Raw genomic sequence first — 14,376 nt, forward strand, 5'->3', positions numbered from 1 at the left:
AGTAATTCACCAGAATCTGTGATCGAGGCCCCACGCCGACAGCTCCGCACTGAGCAGCTTCGCGAGGTGATCCTCGTCGCCGTAGTACTCGGGGCTGAAGGCGGCGAACGACAGGGTGACGGTCGAACCGTACTCGACTATCCACGCCGAGAGCCCCGGGCCGGGCATCGCCACATCCTCACCCGCGGTGTCCTGCACCATCAATCGCAGCACGAACGACGACGCGGGCACTCCGGCGATGGTGCGTACCCGATCGTCGAGCACCCCGAGATTGGAGACGCTCACATCGGGGGCAGGCACCGACCGCAACGCCGTCGTCAGCACCCGTCGCGGCATCAATCGCACCAGCGACTGGAGATCGTCAGGCACGTCGGTGCCGGTCTTCGCATACTCGGCGAACGCCTGCCGGCTCAGACCACGGAGGTAATCGAGGTCGGCCGGCGACTCCTGCGGTTCGCCGACCCGCAGCCAGATCCCACCAGAGGCGTTGGCGCGCAGATCCTCTGGCCCACCGCGTTTGCTGACGGCGACGCTGACACGCATCTGGTCACCGACGGGATAGCCAGATCGGCGCACCAGCCCACACACCAGCGCGGTGAAGAGGGTGTTCCCGGTACCGCCGTACTGCCGGGCCTGGGCATGCCAGAGGTCGCGGTCGACGTCGACGATGGCCAAGGTGGCGCGGTAAGGGTCGTAGGTCGGCGGTGGTGACGGCGGGCGATTCGGGACCACCGGCGCGGTGCCCTCGCGACGTTCGCGCCGCCGCTGCCGTGCATCGCGGGCCACGGCACGGACCGACCGTGCCGCCGAACGGATCTGCCGTGCGCTGTCCCGCGCGTCCTCGGCCAGTGCCCGCGCACCGCGGGCGGTGTCGGGATCGGCGAGTGCGGTCGTCTCACCGTCGGCAGCGGCGACGAGGGCGCGCATGATCGCCTCCCCGTCCGCGATCAGGTGCGACAGCAGCAGCACCACGACGCGGCGTCCACGGGTGGTGGTCGTCGTGTGCACTCGCCAGCCCAGTCCCTGCGCGGGACGCAGATCCGCCGAACGCAGCAGGTTGTCGGCCCACGCACCGATCTCGGCATCGTCGATGCGGGCGCCGACGATAATGCGCGGTTGCACCCGCGAAGACACCCACCGACGACGCGCGGCCGGGAAACGTCGGCGCGAAATGGCGCGGTGGAGCAGGCCGGTACTCAACGACTCCGCGTACCGCTCGATGGCCTCGAGGCCCGGGTCGTCGTCGAGGACCCAGCAGAACTGGATGGGTGTGCGGAATCCGAGTTTCTCCTCGGCGAGCAGAAACGCCTCGTCCGGACCGGACACCCGGAGGCCCGTCGTGGCCGAACCATGCACCGCGGCATCGGAATGCGCACCCACGGCCTCGTCGGTCACACTGCGCCCGGTCACACCGCGCTCGGTCACGGCAGTCCCCGTTGCGAGGTCTCCCGCAGGAGATTGCGAACGGAGAAGGTGGAGGTCTGCTCGTCGTGTGCGCGGATGAGCACGAGGCGGGCGGCATGCACCACGATCAGTGGCGGCAGATAGCCGAACACCACCACCGCGGTCAGTCCGTATCGCCGGTGCATCAGCAGGGTCCGTGGCAGGAAGCTCATGTACTCGACGAATGCCGGCAGCGCGGTCTCCATCCGGCGCGGCGACACGCCCACCGTCAGCGAGGAGAGAAAAGCATTGCGGCCGTGCGCGTCCTGGACACACAGCCCCATGTCGACATCCTCGAAGATGTCGCGGCGCATGCTGACCCGCGTGCGGATCACCTGCCACATCTCCCGCCGCACCACCATGTTCGATCCGTACAGCACCGGAATGTCGCGTGGCGCCACCGTCCCGTCGGTGTCACTCGCACGTCCCCGCTTGGGGATTCGACGCAACAGCGGATCGATCAGCCTGCGGACCCGGCTCGTGGAGCCCTCCAGCGGAAGTCCGTAGGCGGCGCCGCGGCCGCAGAGGGCCGACCAGTGCCCCGCCGTGTCCGCGGTGAAGAACTCGACGATCGTGGCGGCCCACGTCGGCGGAACGCGGGTGTCGGCATCGATCCTGGCGATCACATCTCCTGTTGCCGAATCCATCCCGGCGTTCCGAGCAAAGACCAAACCCTGATTCGATTCATTGATCACCCGGACAATGCGCCATTGGTCAATGAATTCCTGAATGACCTCGGCACTGCGATCCGTCGAATTGTTGTCCACCACCACGATCTCGGCGATGTGGTCGGCCTGCTCGAGCAGCAGCGTCAGGCAGGTACCGATGGTGTCTTCCTCGTTGTAGACCGGGATGACCACGGACAGCCGCACCTGCGGGTCCGTGGCGTCCTCTCCGGCGGCATCTACTGCGAGGCTGGCCACGTCTGAGGTCGTCACCGCAATCCTTTGCTATGTCGAGTTGGTCTTTCGCGATGGCGACATTGCTGTCGGCACATCGCATTTCGGATACGCCATCGGCACACGGGTGCACTCGCACCCGACGACCGGTGGACACAGGCACCGTTGCCTCGCCCGGGTCGGCGACATCCGCCGTCGGCGGTGGCCGCGGGAAAATGAACAGGGAGCACGACATGTGCGATCGCAACAGCGACTCGACCTCGGAACGTGACCCCCGTGCAGGTTCCTTCCGCGGAGTCTAGGACACCGGCACCCACCTGGCAATGATTGGCGCCACCACGACATATGCGGACGGACTGATGAATCATAATTCGGCGGCCGTTTCACATCTAATTCACAGAAATCGAGGCGGCGTTTCCGTCAATTCTTCAAATCGGCACATCCGACATTTCGCGTCAGTAACTACCGACCCCCGAGGGTTGCCCACATCTCATCGCGCAGGGCTGGCGGGAGGGGCGAAATGCCGCTAATGTCATCGCTTGTCGACCTTCATGGTTGGGGATGAGGGAAGACGAAAACACGAAGGCGCATTCATTGTGTCGTCGAACACTGCTCGCGGAAGATGCATGCTCTGTCACTGCGTACTCGGCTTTGGTGTGACCAAGGACTCACCGTCGCCGCATTTCCGCGGGTGGCATCTGTCATCCTCCCCCAACAGCACCGGGCGTTCGGAACGGGGACCGCACGCTCGAGCTGACCAGCTTTCGCCTAGTCACCCCTGGGGATGTCATGGAGTACACGGAGCTTGCGGACTATCCGGTCCCGACCGGTCGGATCACCGAGTGGATTCCGACCGTCGAGGCCGATCGGTGGCAGTCGGACGATCGTCCGCTCTCACCCAATCACGCTGCGCACCTCTACCATTCGGCCACGTCGTCGACCGCCGACGATTTCGGGCTGGGCTCCTGGATCGGCACGGCCTTCCGCCTGCCCGGAGCCTTCGATCCCGACACCTTCGCCGAGGTCCTGCGCATCTGGATCGCCCGGCATGACGCGTTCCGCACGACGGCCCAGCACGACGGGCACGGCCACGCGCGCTACGTCGTGGTTCCGGACTCGGTGACCATCACCGCACGTCGCCAGGAGGCGCCCCCGGAGGGGGTGAGCGTCGACCACCACATCGAGCGCTTCTTCGCCCGCGAGGTCAGCGCCCTGCGCTGGCCGCACGTGGTGGCCACCACCATCGAACCCGACAGCCTCCTCGAGGCGACCAAGGGCGTCATCGTCATCGTCGGCGCCGATCACTCCGTGATGGACGCCTACACCCAGTTGCTGCTGATCGCCGAGTTCCGGGAGATCTACGGTGCGCTGACCGACGGCCGCGACCCGGTCCTGCCGCCCTGCGGATCCTTCGTCGACCACTGTGCCCACGAACATCGCACGGCCGAATCGATCACCGCCGATCACCCGGCGGTGACCACCTGGCGATCGTTCCTGGAAGGCGACTCCGGCCGGCTGACGATGCCGCGATTCCCGTTGCCCACACAGCCTTCCGCCACCACCGAGACCACTGCGACCACCGCGGCGGCTCCCGGCTGGCAGTCGAGCCTGTCGCTGTGGCTGCTGGACGCGCAGGAGACCGCCGCGTTCAACGCCGCCTGCAAGCAGCACGGCAAGTCGCTGTCCGGTGGTGCCTTCACGGCCCTCGCGGCGGCGATCGAGCGCCTCACCGGTGAGCGCACCACCCGCTTCGTCATGCCGATGCACACCCGCACCGATCCGGAATCCCTGGCCGCCGCCGGGTGGTACGTCGGCCTCGTGCCCGTCGAGATGTCGTTGGGTGAGGCGAACACCTTCGCCGAGGCCATCGACATCGTCGACGCCGGCGTGCGCCGCCACGCCGCGCTCACCCACGTCCCGCACCCACGCATCGCCGAACTGCTGGCGGTGACCGAGGCACCACGATTCGCCGTGTCCTTCGTCGACGCACGATTCGTGCCGGGCGCCGACTCGTGGGACGAGCGGGATCGCGCGCTGCGCAGCCGAATCCACAATCTCGACGAGGTCTACCTGTGGGTGAATCGCACCCATGAGGGTATGAACGTCTCGATGCGTTTCCCGAACAACGAGGTCGCCGCGACGTCGCTGCACGCACTGATCGGCGAGTACACCGCGGTGCTGCGCGAGGTCGCCGCCACCGGCGATCTGGCCTTGTGCGGCGCACCCGGCGACACCGGTTCCGCCGACACCGATTCGGCCCCGAGCCCCACGGTCACCTCGACCGAGGTTCGATGAGACTGGGTCCGGACACCTATTGGTGCCCGCTCCCCGGGCGGCTGGTGGATTTCGTCCCTGCACCGTCGACGATGCAGGCGGCCGAGGCCGCACCGGAGCACCCGGTGGGACCGTCACTGCTGCAGGGTGACCACATCTCCGGTGTGCTCGCGCAGCGCACCGCCGGCCGCGAGCACCGTGGGTACACCTGCAGTGCGATCACGGTGGACGCCGACCTCGACGAGGACCGGATGGCGGCGGCGCTGACCGCATTCGTGCGGGCCCACGAGGGTCTGCGGTCGTCCTTCCGGGTCGACGAGAGCGGCGGCGTCACCCGCTACGTCGTGGATCCGGACGCGGTCGACATCGTGGCCGCCGATGTGGCCGAGACCGACCCGCATTGTCATCTGGCCCAACGACTTCCGCACACGGCCGTCTTCGATGCGTTCCCCGGATGCGCCTTCGGGGTGGTGACACGACCGGGGTCGTTCGACCTCTACTACGGCATCGATCATGCCTACGGGGACGGCAGTTCCCAGGTGCTCGGGCTGCTGGAGATCCTGGCCCGCTATCGCGGCGAGGAGAATCATCCGCTGGTGTCCGCACGGCACGGCAGTTACCTCGATTACGCCGTCGAGGAGTTCACCCGTGCCGCGGGGCTCACCCCGGATTCGCCCGGCGTCGTCGAATGGCGGCGCGTCCTCACCGAATCCGGCGGCACCATTCCGGTTTTCCCGCTGCCGCTGGGGCTCGGTGACGATCCGCAGCAGGTGTTCATCCACTGTGAGGATCTCGCCGACGCCGCCACCACCGAGGCGCTGTCGGTGATCGCCAAAGCTCATGGGACGAGCCTGATCTCGGTGATCTACGCGGGACTCGCGCTGGCGCACAAGACGTTCTCCGGTGCCGACCGCTACGCCACCGCCACGGTGCTGTCCACCCGGGGGAACGCGGAGCATCGTGGTTCGCAGGGTTGGTACTGCAACTTCGCGCCGATCGGATTCGAGATCCGCGGCTCGACGCTCGAGGAGGTCATCGACGACGCGGCCGCCGCCGTGGAGGCGTCGAAGCGCGCCGTCGCCGACCCGGTGCACGGTGCGCTGGCGATCCTGCTCGGCGAGGGGGCCATCGACCCGTCGGTGGTCGCGAGCCCACAGATGGTGACCTACTTCGATTTCCGCTGGTTCCCAGCCCCCGACGGCGCCCACGACATCGTCGTGTTCACCGGCGAGGGACGCACCCGCAACGCGTCCCTGTGGATCTCCCGCGATCTCGACGGTCTGCGCATCAACACCCAGCGCCCCGACAATCCGGTGGCGGCCGAATCGGTGGCACGGTACTTCGCCACCGTCCGCGACATCCTCACCGCCGCGGTGGCCGTCGACGCAGGAGCACGCTGATGCACGTCACCGCCGTCGACCTCGCCGACCTCGCCGGTCGACTCACCGAGATCGAGATCACCTGGGATGCGGAGCCGGCGCGGTGCGAGGTGCCGGTCACGTTCAATCAGGGCAACCATGTTCGCGCCCAACTCACCGGGAGCGGGGCCTGGTTGGCCGGGACGGTGACCCTGCCGGATCGCCATCCCGACCGGTCGCGGATCGTCGAGGCCGTCACCCGCCTGCTGGTCGAGCACGACGCGCTCCGGGCCCGAATTCGGCCGTGCGACACTCCTCGTCAGGATGTGTACGGCCCCGACCAGTTCGCGGTTCGGGCCCGGACCGTCGGCACGGTGTGGCACGGATTCACCACCGCCCTGATCACCGAGCGGTGTCGGGCGGGTGAGGTCCCCGGATTGTTCTTCGGCATCCTCGACGATCGGCTCGTCTGCGCCTTCGATCATGCGCATGCCGACGCCTTCACCATCGATCTCGTCCTGCGACGGCTGTACGAGCTCTACGCCGATCCCGACACCGCCGCGCGCACCACACGCAGTTTCGCGCAGCGGTGCGTCATCGAGGCGACGGGCGCGTCGGTGTCGGGTGGACCGCACTCGACCGACCCCACGCGTCTGATGCAGGTGTGGGAGGACTTCTTCACGATCACCGACGCAACCCTGCCGGCCTTCCCGCTGCCGCTCGGATCGGGAGCGGCCCCGCAGCGCACCGTCGTCGTGCCGCTGCTGAGCTCCCCGGAATGCCATGATGCACTGGGCCGTTCGGCGTTTGCCCACATCCTGGCGACCTTGGCGACGGCAGTGGCATCGGTGGGCGGTCCACGGCGACTGGCGACGCTGATACCCGTGCACACCCGCGGGGCACGCGATTCCGGCTGGCACGACACGGCCGGCTGGATGGTCTCCAACGCGCCGGTGGTCGTCGACGCCGGAGACCCGGACAGCGCCACGCGCTGGCTGACACACGCTGCGGCACTGACGGATCTACCGCTGGATCAGGTACTCGCCCACTGCCGGCCGAGCTTCGTCACCGAGGGCATCTTCATGGTCTCCTACCTCGACTACCGCAAGCTGGGTCCAGCATTGCCCGGAGCACAGCACATCTCGGCCGTGACGAGAACCGACACCGCACAGTTCTGGTTCAACCGTTCGGAGTCCGGCCTGGATCTGCGCGTGCGCTATCCCGGCCGACCCGAGGCCGACGCCGTGATGGCCGACCTGCTCCGGGTGCTCACCAGCGAACTCCGGGAACCGTTGCGCCACAGCATGTGCCGCACCAGCGCCTGAGTCCCGCACCCAGTTGCACGCTCGGCTCCCACCTGCACGCCGTGCATTCCGTGCGTGTGGGAGCTGCGCGCGCATCGTCGGGTGAGTCCCTACGCGCGGCAGGTCGTCGCGGCGGTGTCGATGGCCGCCTCGGCCGCGTGGCGTTCGTTCTCCGACCACCCGTGGACGCCGAGGAACATCTGACGGTTGTCGGCGTCGGTGGGGCGCACCTGATCCCAGTAGTCCGCGCGGTCGGCGGGACTCAGCGCCAACACGTTCGCCAGTTCCGCCGACGAATCCGGGTACTTCATGATCTTGGCGTAGTCGGCCGGATCCTGCGCCGCCAGCGTCGCCTCGGCCTGCCCGACGGTGCAGGTGCTTCCCGGCACCGTCGACGACGTGTCGGCGGCAGATGCGACGCCGGCCGCGACGGTGGCGAGGATGCCCGCCCCGACGACGGCGATGCCGATCCGCACACCGACGATCTGATTCACGAGTTTCATGGGTCCACCTTTCTCCCGCACCGAAAACACCTCCGGTGTGACAGCCACCAACACTAGGAAGCCACCTTGGGAGTGGGCTGTGACGCACCTGCCAACCCTGAACGATTCCCACAGCGCGAGAACGCTTTTCACCGTTCGTCGCCATTGTCCGAATTGACGGGTGCGCCTTCCGCCGGGATCGGGCCGGTGCGCCCATCCGGGCAAGAACTACAGTGGATCCGTTCCGTTCCGTTCCGTTCCGTTCCACCCACCCCGACACGATCGCACCGATGGACACCGACGACCCACGCCCCCAACCGCCGGCACGGCCATCGATGATGGGCGCTCTGTTCGCGGTCCCGGACGTGCGGGGTCGCTGGCCCGCTGCCATCCGGGCCGGCCTCGCCTTCGCGATTCCCGCCGCCGTGCTGTATCTGCTCGGCTTCGACCGCGACTGCCTGCTGGCCGCCCTCGGCGGCTTCGCCGCACTCTACGGCGAGAAGCGTCCGTACCGTGTGCGGTGGCGGGCGGTGAGCACCGCAGGCGCTGTGCTGGTGGCGACCACCGTCGGGTACGGCGCACTCGGGGCCTGGGCCGGGCCGTCGGCGACGCCGACGGAGAATCTCGTCGTGATCACCGCGTTGGTCGCCGGTGCGGCCGTCACGGCGTTCTGTCTGAACGCGCTGCGGCTCGGGCCACCGGGCCCGTTCTTCTTCGTCCTCACCGCCGCGATCGCCTCCGTCGTGACCCGCCACGGCGTCGACCTCACCCCACTGGTCACCGCGGCCGCCGCCGGGGCCGTCGCATCCCTGGTGGTGTCGATGGCGCCGGCCCTGTGGCGCCCGCACGGCCCGGAGACCGCCGCCACGGCCGCGGCGATCCGGGCGGTCGAGGACTATCTCGACGACAATCGCAGCGCCGGACCCGCACATCGTCACGGGGTGGCCCTCTCCACCCTGCACGCGTGGTCCGTGCTGCACGACGCGGCGGCCACCAACAGCGCTCTGGCCCAACAACTCTGGGAGTCCATGCACCGCTGGCACGGCGCGCGGCAACCCCTCGACCTGGCACCGCCATTGCCCCGGCCGTCGGTCGTCCACCGGCTGCGGATCGCCGCCCGGCGGTTCAGTCACGCCGAGGTGACCACCGTGCGGGTCGCGGCCGCCGCCTTCGCCGCGGGCGCGATCTCGATCGCCACCGGACTCTCGCGTCCCGACTGGGCGATCCTCGGCGCGGTGCTGGTTCTCCAGTTGGGGCCCGACCGCATCCGCGGTATGGTGCGCGGTGCGCACCGGCTGATCGGCACGGTCGCCGGACTCGGCGTGTTCGTCGCCCTGCACCTGCTCGATCTGGGGGTGCCGACGCTGATCGTGGTGATCGCGGCGCTCAACCTGCTGATCGAGTTGACCATCGTGGGCAACTACGCCGTGGCGGTCACCTTCATCACTCCTCTCGCCATGCTGATGGGCGATCCCGCCGCCGACATCACCATTCCGGTGCGTGATCGCTTCCTGGAGACGCTGCTCGGCGTGGTCTGCGCCATCGCCGCCATGTGGCTGGTGCTCGGGCGTGCGCATCGCCGCACCTGGCGGTATGCCGACGACGCCGTCGTCGACGGTTTCGACGACGTGCTCGACGGCGCCGCTGCCGGACCCGTCGGTTCACCCCGGCCGATGACGCTGCGCCGGGACCTGCAGTGGTCACTGCTCGAAGCCGAGATGGCCGCCACCGACGCGGCGGGAAACGAACCCGGGTGGGCGCGACGACGCTGGGCCGCCCACGTCGCCCTGTGCCACGTCGGCCATGAGGCACTCACGTGGTGCTGGCGTGCCGATCCGCACCGCCCGCTCGACCCGGCGATCGCCGGGATGCTGTCCGAACGTCGGCGCCTCCTCACCGATCACACGCCTCCCGACGGCCCCTGACCGGCGCACGCGTACGCCCTTGGGTCGCCACACCCTTCGTTAATTGACAGTTGACAAACAACTCGCGCGCGCCTATACCTCTATGTGTGCCCATTCACATCCGGCCCTGGAGATGTGGCAGCTCGCACTCATTGCCGTTTGTCGTCCCCGACAACTCATGGAAAAGGCTCACCCGCATGGCTCATCCCCGGTCCCTCACCCGACCCATCGCATTCCGCCTCGGCGCCTGGGGTGTGGCCGCCGCGACCTGCGCGGTGATCGCCGCGGGTCCGGCCGCCGCCGACACCCACCCGGGCACCTACGGCGACTTCGCGCCCATCGAACGGTCGATCTCGCTGCCGCGGGATGAGTCGTCGCACCGGCAACCCGCCGAATGGTGGTACATGACAGGCCATCTCACCGGTGTCGACCCGGCGGGCAAGACCCGCCACTACGGTTACGAGATCGTGGTGTTCCAGATCGCCGCCGTCGCCGGCGTCCCGCCGATCTACGACTCCCACTTCGCGATCTCCGACCTCGGCCGCCACAAGTTCAGCTACGCCGAGCACACCACCGCGGGCGCCTACTCCACCACCCCGAACGCCGTCGACCAGGACGTCGCGGGATTCAGGATCACGGGCTCGATGGGGCACTACGCGGCGTCGGCATCGCAGCCCGGCTACTCACTCGACATCCGCACCACCGCCCTGGTGCCGCCAACCCTCAACGGCGTCAACGGTATCGAGACCTTCGGCGACTGGGTGTCGCCCTACTACTCCTACACCTCCAACGCCACGGTCGGCACCCTGATCGATCACGGCGTGCCGGTGAAGATCACCGGCAACAGCTGGTACGACCACGAATGGGCCACCGGCGCACCGGGAACCGACGGCACCGGGTGGAGCTGGTTCGGGGTCTCGTTGGACAACAACGTCCAGTACAACCTGAGCTTCTTCCAGGCACCGTCCGGCGAGGTACAGAAGGTGATCGCCGTCAGGACCGCCGACGGCCACTACGCCCCGGTGCCCGCCGACCAGGTGTCCATGCAACCGATCGGCGCGTGGCGCAGCCCGCACACCGGATACACCTATCCGACGAGCTGGCGAATCACCTTGCCCGGCGGCGCAATCACACTCACCCCGAAAATCCAGGACAGCGAGCTCAGCGGCGGCGTCGGCCACAAGTTCCACTACGAGGGCCCCACCACCGTGACCGGAACCCTCGACGGTGCCCCCGCAACCGGCAACGCCTACGCCGAAATGAACCCCCGCGGCGTGAACTGGCGACCCGACCAGTTACTGCCCTGAGCACCACCCGCACAAGCCCTTTCGCACTTCCCTCCTTCACCGCGCCTTCTACCGCACCCTCTGTCGCCCCCCTATGTCGCCCCCAAGGAGTACCCCATGTCCTTCAAGGCTTTTCGACGCCTGCTCACCAGTGCCGCGGTGCTGGTGACCGGCACTGCCTGCGCCCTGACCATCGGCGCACCGGCCCACGCCTTCCCACCGGTCCCCGACTTCCCGCAGGTATTCACACCGCCGGGACCCGTCACTTTCCCGCGGGACGAGTCGCCGCATCATCAGCAGCTGGAGTGGTGGTATTTCGTCGGCCACCTCTACGGCACCGACGCGCACGGAGCGAAGCGCGAATTCGGCTATGAGGCAACGGTGTTCCAGCTGTGGCCACTGCCCGTCGGATCCGACGCCATCTACTCCTGGCATTTCGCGATCACCGATGTGAACAAGCAGAAGTTCCGGGTCGAGGACCGCGCGAACCTCACCCCGATTCCGGCTCGCAACGGCGGATTCGGATTCACCGCGCAGGATTGGACGCTCGGCGGAAGCAACCAGAACTACCACATCAAGGCCGCCATGGCCGACCGCGGATACGCCGTCGATCTGCACACCAGCAGTTCCATCCCGTTCGTGGTCCACAACGGCAACGGACTGGTCGACTACAAGGCCGTCGGCAACACCTCGGCGTACTACTCCTCGACCGATCTCGACACCACCGGCACCCTCTGGGATCACGGTGAGCCGATCCGGATCACCGGGTCGTCGTGGCAGGATCGCCAGTGGTTCAACAAGACCCAGATGCTCGGCGGCGGATGGAACTGGTTCTCACTGCAATTGGGCAACAACACCCAGTACATGCTCTATTACCTGACCGATCCCTCGACCGGTGCGGTGATCAACAAGATCGGCACCAAGGTGGTCAACGGTGTGCCGACCACCGTACCCGGCGACCAGATGGGCATGACCGTGCTGGGCAGCCAACGCAGCCCCTCGTCGGGATTCACCTATCCCACCAAGTGGCGTCTGACCGTCCCCTCCGGAACCTTCCAGGTCACCCCGCTGGTGCCGCATCAGGAACTCACCGTGCCCCTGCACCGCACCTACCTCGAGGCGGCGTCGTCGGTCACCGGCCGACTCGACGGCCAACCGGTGTCCGGCCGCGCCTACGCCGAGGTCAACCCGTGGGAGGAGCCCTACACGTCACTGCCGTGACCGGACTTCTCACCATCTGAGGGGACGACTGCGACGGAGTTCCGACGACCGCCCACCGGCGCCGGAACCCGTCGCAGTCGCATGTGCGCACCGACTCGCCGGCGGTCCGCTCAGGCGGGTCACGATCGGCAGGGTCACGACCGGCATTTGATCCGGACATGCCCCGAGGAGTACATTCGACTGCATGCAGCGCGCGCTCCTTCTCGGTTGCCGCGGCGGGGTCTGATCTGACCGGCCCTCCGTCGCGGGCCTTTCTATGCGCCGGTCATCTTCCCCCTCTTTCACTCTCGGAGAATGACCATCATGGCAGCAGCAGACACTTTCACCTCGGGCGCAAGCCGAATCGTCGAGCCCACCGGCCCGATCCCCGCCGACCAGCCCGCGTGGAACACCCAACGTAATTCCGCGATGCCGGTACACCGCTACCGTCCCTTCGCCGACGAGGTCGAGACCGTCTCGGTACCCGACCGCACCTGGCCCGACAAGGTCATCGACCGCGCACCCGGATGGTGTGCGGTGGACCTCCGCGACGGCAACCAGGCCCTGATCGATCCGATGAGCCCGGCCCGCAAGCGCCGCATGTTCGACCTGCTGGTCCGTATGGGCTACAAGGAGATCGAGGTCGGATTCCCTTCGGCCAGCCAGACCGATTACGACTTCGTCCGCGAGATCATCGAGGACGGCGCCATCCCCGCCGATGTGACCATCCAGGTGCTGACCCAGTGCCGTGACGAGTTGATCGAGCGGACCTTCGACGCGTGCCGCGGTGCCGCCAACGTGATCGTGCACTTCTACAACTCCACCTCGATCCTGCAGCGCCGGGTGGTGTTCCGCGCCGACAAGGACAAGATCACCGAGATCGCCACCCACGCCGCCCGCAAGGTGCTCGAGGTGGAGAAGAACTACCCCGACACCAATTGGCGTTACGAGTACTCCCCGGAGTCCTACACCGGCACCGAACTGTCCTACGCCAAAGAGGTCTGCGACGCGGTCACCGAGATCATCGCGCCCACCCCGGAGCGGCCGATGATCATCAATCTGCCGGCCACCGTCGAGATGGCCACCCCGAACGTCTATGCCGACTCCATCGAGTGGATGCACCGCAACCTGGCCCGCCGGGACTCGATCATCCTGAGCCTGCACCCGCACAACGACCGCGGCACCGCGGTCGCGGCGGCCGAACTCGGCTATCAGGCCGGCGCCGACCGCATCGAGGGATGCCTGTTCGGCAACGGCGAGCGCACCGGCAACGTCTGCCTGGTGACCCTCGGCATGAATCTGTTCAGCCGGGGCGTCGACCCGCAGATCAGTTTCTCCGACATCGACGAGATCCGTCGCACCGTCGAGTACTGCAACCAGCTGAACGTTCCCGAGCGTCACCCCTACGGCGGCGATCTGGTCTACACCGCGTTCTCCGGCAGCCATCAGGACGCCATCAACAAGGGCCTCGACCAGATGAAGTACGACGCCGACGCCGATGACGCCGACGTCGACGACATCACCTGGGCGGTCCCCTACCTGCCGATCGACCCCAAGGACGTCGGCCGCAGCTACGAGGCGGTCATCCGCGTCAACAGCCAGTCCGGCAAGGGCGGCGTCGCCTACATCATGAAGACCGACCACGGCATGAATCTGCCCCGGCGCCTGCAGATCGAGTTCAGCCGCGAGATCCAGAAGCTGACCGACGGCGAGGGCGGCGAGGTCGCACCCAAGGAGATGTGGGACGTCTTCGCGCAGGAGTATCTGCTGCCGATCCGGCCGCTGGAACGGATGCGCCAGAAGGTCGACGCGGCCGAGGTCGACGGCGGCGAGGACCGCATCACCGTCGTGGTCAAGGTCGACGGCGTGGAGAAGGAGATCTCCGGCTCCGGCAACGGTCCGCTCGACGCCTTCGTCGATGCGCTGGGCACCGTCGGATTCGATCTGCGCATCCTCGACTACAGCGAACACGCGATGACCGCCGGCGGTGACGCCAACGCGGCCTGCTACGTCGAGGCCGAGATCGACGGCGAAACCGTATGGGGGGTCGGCGTCGCCTCCTCCATCACCACCGCATCACTGCGCGCCGTCGTCTCCGCCGTCAACCGCGCACATCGGGTGGCAGCACCGGCCGACGAGGCCGGCGACACCGCACCACGCACCTGGGCCCCGTAGGCCGCAGGTCACACCGTAAGTTCCCAGGTCACACCGAGATCCCCGGGTCAC

10 protein-coding genes are annotated in these 14,376 nt (G+C 67.7%); 7 read left to right on the plus strand and 3 right to left on the minus strand.

Features of this window, described 5'->3' with window-relative positions; translation table 11 throughout:
- Window positions 1-6 precede the first annotated feature (6 nt).
- On the minus strand, window positions 7-1,425 hold the full coding sequence (locus tag ABLE92_RS18010) for a hypothetical protein (RefSeq protein ID WP_348806129.1): 1,419 nt from the start codon (window positions 1,423-1,425) through the stop codon (window positions 7-9).
- Entirely contained in the window at window positions 1,422-2,381 is a 960-nt protein-coding gene (locus ABLE92_RS18015) for a glycosyltransferase family 2 protein (protein WP_348806130.1), read from the minus strand. The genes ABLE92_RS18010 and ABLE92_RS18015 overlap by 4 nt, the downstream gene beginning before the upstream one ends.
- Window positions 2,382-3,131: 750 nt before the next feature.
- On the opposite strand from ABLE92_RS18015, the gene ABLE92_RS18020 reads away from it, so the two are divergent.
- The 3 genes from ABLE92_RS18020 to ABLE92_RS18030 are packed head-to-tail and all read left to right on the plus strand — an operon-like array spanning window position 3,132 to window position 7,299.
- Entirely contained in the window at window positions 3,132-4,637 is a 1,506-nt protein-coding gene (locus tag ABLE92_RS18020; RefSeq protein WP_348806131.1) for a condensation domain-containing protein, read from the plus strand.
- Window positions 4,634-6,016, plus strand: a complete 1,383-nt coding sequence (locus tag ABLE92_RS18025) for a condensation domain-containing protein (RefSeq protein ID WP_348806133.1) — start codon at window positions 4,634-4,636, stop codon at window positions 6,014-6,016. The genes ABLE92_RS18020 and ABLE92_RS18025 overlap by 4 nt, the downstream gene beginning before the upstream one ends.
- Complete coding sequence (locus ABLE92_RS18030) at window positions 6,016-7,299, plus strand: condensation domain-containing protein (protein WP_348806134.1); 1,284 nt, start codon at window positions 6,016-6,018, stop codon at window positions 7,297-7,299. Before ABLE92_RS18025 ends, ABLE92_RS18030 begins: the two co-directional genes overlap by 1 nt.
- Window positions 7,300-7,388: 89 nt before the next feature.
- Here ABLE92_RS18030 and ABLE92_RS18035 read toward each other — a convergent pair whose 3' ends face one another.
- On the minus strand, window positions 7,389-7,781 hold the full coding sequence (locus ABLE92_RS18035) for a hypothetical protein (RefSeq protein WP_348806136.1): 393 nt from the start codon (window positions 7,779-7,781) through the stop codon (window positions 7,389-7,391).
- A 269-nt stretch (window positions 7,782-8,050) separates the two neighbouring features.
- On the opposite strand from ABLE92_RS18035, the gene ABLE92_RS18040 reads away from it, so the two are divergent.
- From ABLE92_RS18040 to leuA, 4 genes are all read left to right on the plus strand, one after another.
- Window positions 8,051-9,685: an FUSC family protein gene (locus ABLE92_RS18040; protein ID WP_348806137.1), complete on the plus strand. Its 1,635-nt coding sequence runs from the start codon at window positions 8,051-8,053 to the stop codon at window positions 9,683-9,685.
- A gap of 176 nt (window positions 9,686-9,861) precedes the next feature.
- Window positions 9,862-10,971 carry a lipocalin-like domain-containing protein gene (locus tag ABLE92_RS18045; RefSeq protein WP_348806138.1) on the plus strand — a complete coding sequence of 370 codons (1,110 nt, stop codon included), beginning with the start codon at window positions 9,862-9,864 and terminating at the stop codon, window positions 10,969-10,971.
- 96 nt (window positions 10,972-11,067) lie between these two features.
- Window positions 11,068-12,171, plus strand: a complete 1,104-nt coding sequence (locus tag ABLE92_RS18050; protein WP_348806139.1) for a lipocalin-like domain-containing protein — start codon at window positions 11,068-11,070, stop codon at window positions 12,169-12,171.
- Window positions 12,172-12,474: 303 nt separating this feature from the next.
- Window positions 12,475-14,325, plus strand: a complete 1,851-nt coding sequence (leuA, locus tag ABLE92_RS18055; protein WP_348806140.1) for a 2-isopropylmalate synthase — start codon at window positions 12,475-12,477, stop codon at window positions 14,323-14,325.
- Window positions 14,326-14,376 lie beyond the last annotated feature (51 nt).

The sequence above is a fragment of the Gordonia oleivorans genome (assembly GCF_040044975.1).
Lineage (GTDB): Bacteria > Actinomycetota > Actinomycetes > Mycobacteriales > Mycobacteriaceae > Gordonia > Gordonia oleivorans.

Excerpts from the sequence above, each read along its gene's own strand:
- ABLE92_RS18020 (WP_348806131.1), top strand. The coding sequence starts at position 3,132 with ATGGAGTACACGGAGCTTGCGGACTATCCGGTCCCGACCGGTCGGATC.
- ABLE92_RS18025 (WP_348806133.1), top strand. The coding sequence starts at position 4,634 with ATGAGACTGGGTCCGGACACCTATTGGTGCCCGCTCCCCGGGCGGCTG.
- ABLE92_RS18030 (WP_348806134.1), top strand. The coding sequence starts at position 6,016 with ATGCACGTCACCGCCGTCGACCTCGCCGACCTCGCCGGTCGACTCACC.
- ABLE92_RS18035 (WP_348806136.1), bottom strand. The coding sequence starts at position 7,781 with ATGAAACTCGTGAATCAGATCGTCGGTGTGCGGATCGGCATCGCCGTC.
- ABLE92_RS18040 (WP_348806137.1), top strand. The coding sequence starts at position 8,051 with ATGGACACCGACGACCCACGCCCCCAACCGCCGGCACGGCCATCGATG.
- ABLE92_RS18045 (WP_348806138.1), top strand. The coding sequence starts at position 9,862 with ATGGCTCATCCCCGGTCCCTCACCCGACCCATCGCATTCCGCCTCGGC.
- ABLE92_RS18050 (WP_348806139.1), top strand. The coding sequence starts at position 11,068 with ATGTCCTTCAAGGCTTTTCGACGCCTGCTCACCAGTGCCGCGGTGCTG.
- leuA (WP_348806140.1), top strand. The coding sequence starts at position 12,475 with ATGGCAGCAGCAGACACTTTCACCTCGGGCGCAAGCCGAATCGTCGAG.